The sequence below is a fragment of the Pseudoalteromonas sp. BSi20439 genome (assembly GCF_000241165.1).
In the GTDB taxonomy this organism is placed as follows: Bacteria; Pseudomonadota; Gammaproteobacteria; order Enterobacterales; family Alteromonadaceae; genus Pseudoalteromonas.
In genome coordinates this window covers 1-3,757 of sequence record NZ_BADW01000148.1, presented here as the reverse complement: position 1 = coordinate 3,757, position 3,757 = coordinate 1, and the positions used below count along the sequence as shown (strand labels likewise).

The following is a 3,757-nucleotide window of genomic DNA, read 5'->3' as shown; positions in this document are numbered from 1 at the left end:
AATAGAGGCAAACTGTAATGATTTAATCGCAGCAAACTGGCTTGTCGTTATCATTATTTATAGACATAATAAAACTGAATTCGAAGCTCGAATTCAGTTTTATTAATTAGTGATGCGACTCATAAGCAGCACCATTATTTTTTAGATTAGCTCGCTGCTTTATCTTTAATATCGGCAACGTTATCTGATTTTGCTTTTTTAGCTTTTGCGGGTACTTCTTTAGTCCCCTTAAGCACCGCCATAAAGTCGTCTTTACTTTTCGCAATCTCAAGTGCAAGCGACTCAACTTGTTGTTCACTTAGTGGCACATCTACTTTTTCAAGCATTAGTTCTAGTGACTCGGCGATATCGAGCATTTTGTCATAGGCATCAGCTTCTTTTTTAGTAGTAAACGTCATGCGCTCGACTCCGTTTCGTTCTACAACATATTTAACAACAACAGCCATGATTTCTCCTGCTTACTTACGTGGCAATATGATTATTTTAAATCATTAGATTACTGTTTTTATATACAGTACAAGCTTGCGCGTTGTTTTGCAAGCTTTAGCCTTAGTTTATCTGTAGCTTGGTTGACAATAAAGGCCAACTCTACTTTATTTATTAAGTCACTTTATAACGCGTAGCAGTAAAGGAGTCGCAAGGAGTGTTTGTTACCTTTAGCACTTAGTAACCACAAAGTTATTTAAAAGTGCTGGGTGTAAATAATCAACGAATGTTCATGTAGGAACACAAAAGGAAATAGTATGAAATTAATTAAAATAATCTCGTTAGCAGCCGCTTTATGTTTATTACCTATGGGTACCACTTTTGCGCAAAGCGATATGCTATCAGAGCAGATGCAGTCAGCCATGGTTAACGTTAATACTGCTGATTTGAAGCAACTAATTAAGTTGCCGGGTGTTGGTAAGAAAAAAGCACAGGCAATTCTCGACTATAGAGAAACTAATGGTGATTTCACATCACTTGAAGATCTAGCTAAAGTAAAAGGGGTGGGTAAAAAAATGCTAGCCAAACTCGATGGTAAGGTGGCATTTTAACTTAATAGGGCGCTATGCGCCCTGATCAAACTGTTTTAAGGCAGCACCAAGATGCTTTTTAGCAAAATTAACATCTACTGGGGCTGTTAGTAGCGGGTAGCTCAACCCAGCCACAATTAAAAAAGGCACCAGCAACCACCCTTCAAACAAAGTGAATATTAAAAAAAATGGGCTCAACAGCATCAGCTTCACTATGCGTATAAAGACCCTATCACTGGGCGATAGCATGCTTAAAGAGATAGCTATAACAGTTTGTCGCTGACGAACTTTCAAGTGTTTAAGCTCATCAACTTGGCTTGAAAAAAAAGTAAACATATTAAAGTGACTTTTTAGTAATTAATCGGCTGGCCACCAATATAAAGAGTGTGGCGGTAAAGAGTACAAAAATAACTTCCATCCATGCTGGCATACTTAAACCTGCAAATTGCCAATCTATGTTTCCGCAATCACCGGTTGCTTCAAAAAATTGCGGTATCCAGTGATGTAATGGCATAAATTCTGGAAAATTTGGTTCAAATTCACAGCTAAATGCAAATGGATCTGTGGTTGTTTGCATTTCAATGTGCTCACGAGCAATAAGTAACCCCCATACACTTGAAATCCCCCAAACAGTATAAGCAACAATACGTACTACGAGATTGTTTGGTTTACTGGCTCCAATCATACCAGCAAAAAGTAGGCCTAATACCGCGGTGCGCTGGTAAATACACATAATGCACGGCGCTAAACCCATGTTGTATTGAAAGAAAAGGGCAGTAACTTCCAGTAGAAAAACAATTCCACTAAATAGTAACCAGGGGGTACGTTGTGTACTAAGATTAGCAAGCCAGTTCATAACAAATCCGTCTTTAAATAAGGGCTTAGATTATGACGTAGGATAAACAACGGGGCAAGTAAAAGGAAAAAGTGAGGAGCTTAAAGTCTTTAGCTCCTCTAAGAAGGGGAAGATTTTAATGCCCTGTATTAGCAACAGGAATATGGTGCTGTATTAATTCGAACTTGTAAAATAAACTGGTTAAATCGCTTAAGCCTAGGTAAGTGGCACTAAGACCAACGCAGGTAAGCACAAATGTATAGGGTAAAGCCATATATACCATTCGACCATAAGATAGGCGTAATACCGGTGCCAGTGTTGATGTAAGTAAGAATAAAAATGCCGCTTGACCATTTGGTGTGGCGACACTAGGCAAATTGGTGCCAGTGTTTATAGCAACCGCTAATAAATCAAACTGGTCACGGGTAATTTGGCCGGCTTTAAGTGCTGCCGCTACTTCATTTATATACACTGTACCCACAAATACGTTGTCACTGACCATAGAAAGCAATCCGTTGGCAACAAAAAACATCACCAACTGTAATTGTCCTTCAAATGTTAGCACCCAAGTAATGACAGGAGTAAATAGTTGCTGATCAATGATTACTGCAACCACACTAAAAAACACACAAAGCAATGCGGTGAAGGGAAGGGCTTCTTCGAAAGCTTTACCAAGTTGGTGCTCTTCTATTATACCAGCCGATGATGTGGCTAAAATAATAACTGACAAACCAATTAATCCAACAGTGGCTAAATGTAACGCTAAGCCAGTAATTAACCATATGGCAATTAATGCTTGAATGGTTAAATTAACTCTATCGCGTTTGCTGCGTTTTTTATCAAGAGTTTGTGCATGGTTTTTTAAAATAGCATGGATTGTTTCTGGTAATTTAGCGCCGTAGCCAAAGGTTTTTGTTTTTTCTAATATAAAGGTAGTGAATAAGCCTGCGATAAGTACGGGAAACGTAACTGGTAGCATTCGTAAAAAAAATTCACCAAAGAGCCAACTAGCTCGTTCGGCAATAATTAAATTTTGTGGTTCACCAACCATAGTACATACGCCACCTAGTGCAGTACCAATGGAAGCATGCATGAGTAAATTGCGTAAAAACGCACGGAATTCTTCAAGCTCTTGTCGGTTAACTTCTTTTACTTGGTTATCATCATTAATATCGTGTTCACTAATGAAGTCTTTTCCTGAGGCTACCTTATGGTAAATACTGTAAAAACCCATAGCCACTGCAATCACCACGGCCATTACGGTTAATGCATCTAAAAATGCAGATAGAAACGCCGCAGCCATTGCAAAAGCAAGCGATAAAACAGTTTTACTTCTCACAGAGACCACTAGTTTGGTAAAAATATACAGCAGCAGATCTTTCATGAAGTAAATACCGGCCACCATAAAAATTAGCAATAAAAGTACATCTAAATTCTGCGCTATCTCATGTTCAACTTGCGCCGTTGATGTCATGCCAATTAATAGCGCCTCAATAGCAAGCAGCCCTCCCGGCTGCAATGGGTAACACTTAAGTGCCATGGCCAGTGTAAAAATAAACTCAATAACTAATACCCAACCAGATAAATAGGGACTTAATTGAAATAGTAGCGGGTTAATTATCAAAAATGCAATAATGGTATATTTATACCATTGAGGAGCTTTACCTAAAAAATTTATAAACATTGCAGATGGGATGCTCTGTTGCATGATTTTTCCCTAAAGAGGCGCTTAATAGTCTGGTTAATGCCATTAAGTTAGTCCAGCTTATAGAGGGTGTAAACAACTATGGAATGATAGTCAAAGTGTCTCGTATGAATAATAGGTTGGCATTCATATTGTGTTTAAAATCTATCGGTAAAACTGGTAAATAATACAAGTAAAGTTACCTTTTTAATCACATACCTA

5 protein-coding genes are annotated in these 3,757 nt (G+C 38.2%); 1 reads left to right on the top strand and 4 read right to left on the bottom strand.

Features of this window, described 5'->3' with window-relative positions; all coding sequences use genetic code 11:
* Nucleotides 1–146 precede the first annotated feature (146 nt).
* Nucleotides 147–446, bottom strand: a complete 300-nt coding sequence (locus P20439_RS12430; protein ID WP_008467318.1) for a YebG family protein — start codon at nt 444–446, stop codon at nt 147–149.
* Nucleotides 447–743: 297 nt separating this feature from the next.
* Between P20439_RS12430 and P20439_RS12425 the strand changes: the two genes are divergently transcribed.
* Nucleotides 744–1,037 carry a ComEA family DNA-binding protein gene (locus tag P20439_RS12425; protein ID WP_008467316.1) on the top strand — a complete coding sequence of 98 codons (294 nt, stop codon included), beginning with the start codon at nt 744–746 and terminating at the stop codon, nt 1,035–1,037.
* 12 nt (nt 1,038–1,049) lie between these two features.
* Here the strand turns inward: P20439_RS12425 and P20439_RS12420 are convergent, their stop codons facing one another.
* The 3 genes from P20439_RS12420 to nhaB form a co-directional block, all read right to left on the bottom strand.
* On the bottom strand, nt 1,050–1,352 hold the full coding sequence (locus P20439_RS12420; protein WP_008467313.1) for a hypothetical protein: 303 nt from the start codon (nt 1,350–1,352) through the stop codon (nt 1,050–1,052).
* A gap of 1 nt (nt 1,353) precedes the next feature.
* Entirely contained in the window at nt 1,354–1,872 is a 519-nt protein-coding gene (gene dsbB, locus P20439_RS12415; protein WP_036933942.1) for a disulfide bond formation protein DsbB, read from the bottom strand.
* Nucleotides 1,873–1,987: 115 nt separating this feature from the next.
* Nucleotides 1,988–3,559 carry a sodium/proton antiporter NhaB gene (nhaB, locus tag P20439_RS12410; RefSeq protein WP_008467310.1) on the bottom strand — a complete coding sequence of 524 codons (1,572 nt, stop codon included), beginning with the start codon at nt 3,557–3,559 and terminating at the stop codon, nt 1,988–1,990.
* Nucleotides 3,560–3,757: the final 198 nt, after the last annotated feature.

Bases quoted from the DNA above. Each gene is read 5' to 3' on its own strand.
- P20439_RS12430 (WP_008467318.1), bottom strand. From the start codon at position 446: ATGGCTGTTGTTGTTAAATATGTTGTAGAACGAAACGGAGTCGAGCGC.
- P20439_RS12425 (WP_008467316.1), top strand. From the start codon at position 744: ATGAAATTAATTAAAATAATCTCGTTAGCAGCCGCTTTATGTTTATTA.
- P20439_RS12420 (WP_008467313.1), bottom strand. From the start codon at position 1,352: ATGTTTACTTTTTTTTCAAGCCAAGTTGATGAGCTTAAACACTTGAAA.
- dsbB (WP_036933942.1), bottom strand. From the start codon at position 1,872: ATGAACTGGCTTGCTAATCTTAGTACACAACGTACCCCCTGGTTACTA.
- nhaB (WP_008467310.1), bottom strand. From the start codon at position 3,559: ATGCAACAGAGCATCCCATCTGCAATGTTTATAAATTTTTTAGGTAAA.